Here is a 1,666-nt window from a genome sequence, read left to right as displayed (position 1 = left end):
AACTTCCGTTGATTGCTACACCCTACTCAAATCTAAATTTTTTGCAACAGTGCCCATTTTTTTGAAATTCCTGAATCTAAATTCTTAAGCCTGCTTCTTTAACTAATTGCCAAAGTGAGGATTTACGCTTGTGCTCCTCTTTCAATTTCGCGTGATAATCAGCTTGTGAAGAAACATCCCCCCACTCTTTGACCTCTTTAGCAAATTTCATCGCTTGCTTTAAATCATTGACGGCATATTTATAGTATTTAGATTGAGATTTTGTAAGTACGCCCTTAACAAGCATACGACGACACAAAACGGCTTCTAAAAAACACTCATGTTTGGCCAGTTGATTTGACAACTGGCGTAAGGGTGAATAATACACATTGCGTACTTCACCCTCTTCACGCACCCACTCAGCCACTGTGGCCACCTCACCCATTTCGATTAAAAACTCAAAACTTATGGTCAGTGATTGTTCTTTTGCTAGACGAATCGCATTTTCTTTAGCAGCACCTACTTCTTTAGCCGTGCAATGCTTTATATAGACTTGAAAGCTTTTAGCATCGAGGTGTTGCTCAAATTCATGCCAACGAATCTTTTGTGCTTCTTTACCTAACCCCTCTAATTCATAGGCTTCGATGAGCAATTTATTAATTTCATGTTGACAATGAAGTGGCTCATCACAACTGACTAAATAATCGATGGCTTCTTTAGAGCGCCAAGCTTTAATAAGACGTTTTGCAATTTCAATAATTTGATAAGCATGAAGCTCGGGTGATTCTTGACGTAACAGATCAATATAATCATCCACTGAGTCACGCAAGTCCGCGATTTCTTGTAACGCAGTTTTTAAATGACTGTGACGTCCTCTTTCTTTTAATTCAGAAAGATCAGCACGATCAAAAAAAACAATATTCCCTATCTTTTTAAGCTTTTCTTTTTCTTTAGGTGGTTTAAGCTTTGAAAGTGTTTCCTTAATTAAACGCTCTAAATGATCAACACCTTCTTTGTTTAAGGCTTGTTTAAATTTAGAAATTGTATTATCGCGCACACCATAATCATTTTCTAATGCAACATCGAAGACTTTCTCTGCGAGTTTTTTCTGGTCTATTTTCTCAGCCTGTGCCCAAGTCTTACCCCAACATTCAACCGCATACCGATAACAACCGCCTAAATCCCCATTAGAGTCATCGGCACGCTCAAAAACAACATTATCGGAGGTGATTAATAACTCCAACACCTCGGCAGCCAGTTCTGGCGCTTGCCCCCGGAGATTTTTATTAACTGCAGCAATAATTTGATCAATCTGATAAGCCAAGCCTGACGCTTCACGCCATTCTAAAAATTTCTTGCCGCGTTTAATGGTATTAACTTCGGCTTTGAGATTTTTCGCTAATTTTTTTGGATCGAGACTGACGAGTAATAAGTCCAGCTTTTTTTTTAAAAACTTATCTTCTTCTGCATAAGAGAGTATACAATCAAACAATTTATCCTGGCTGATTTTTTCTAGTTTTTTTGACCAGGTTTCACGATTGAGCTTTGGCATGACGATCCTTTAAAGTTTAAATTCTTGGTAGGCAGGTTGAGCACTGACATAGCCCACCCTTTGAGCCATTGTAATTGAGTCATCGTCGTTTTGCACTTCAGATGACGGAGGGCGAACCATTTGTGTGCTCATTTA

The 1,666-nt window shown here is 38.7% G+C and carries 1 protein-coding gene; it reads right to left on the bottom strand.

The features are described 5' to 3' along the window. Positions 1 to 76: 76 nt before the first annotated feature. Complete coding sequence (locus tag C200_RS13185) at positions 77 to 1,531, bottom strand: DUF6880 family protein (RefSeq protein WP_016212282.1); 1,455 nt, start codon at positions 1,529 to 1,531, stop codon at positions 77 to 79. Between the last annotated feature and the right edge of the window lie 135 nt (positions 1,532 to 1,666).

Origin of the sequence: Piscirickettsia salmonis LF-89 = ATCC VR-1361, assembly GCF_000297215.2 — a bacterium.
Classification (GTDB): Bacteria; Pseudomonadota; Gammaproteobacteria; order Piscirickettsiales; family Piscirickettsiaceae; genus Piscirickettsia; species Piscirickettsia salmonis.
Note: the sequence above shows the minus strand (reverse complement) of the source record. Positions and strands in the feature narration are given on the sequence as shown.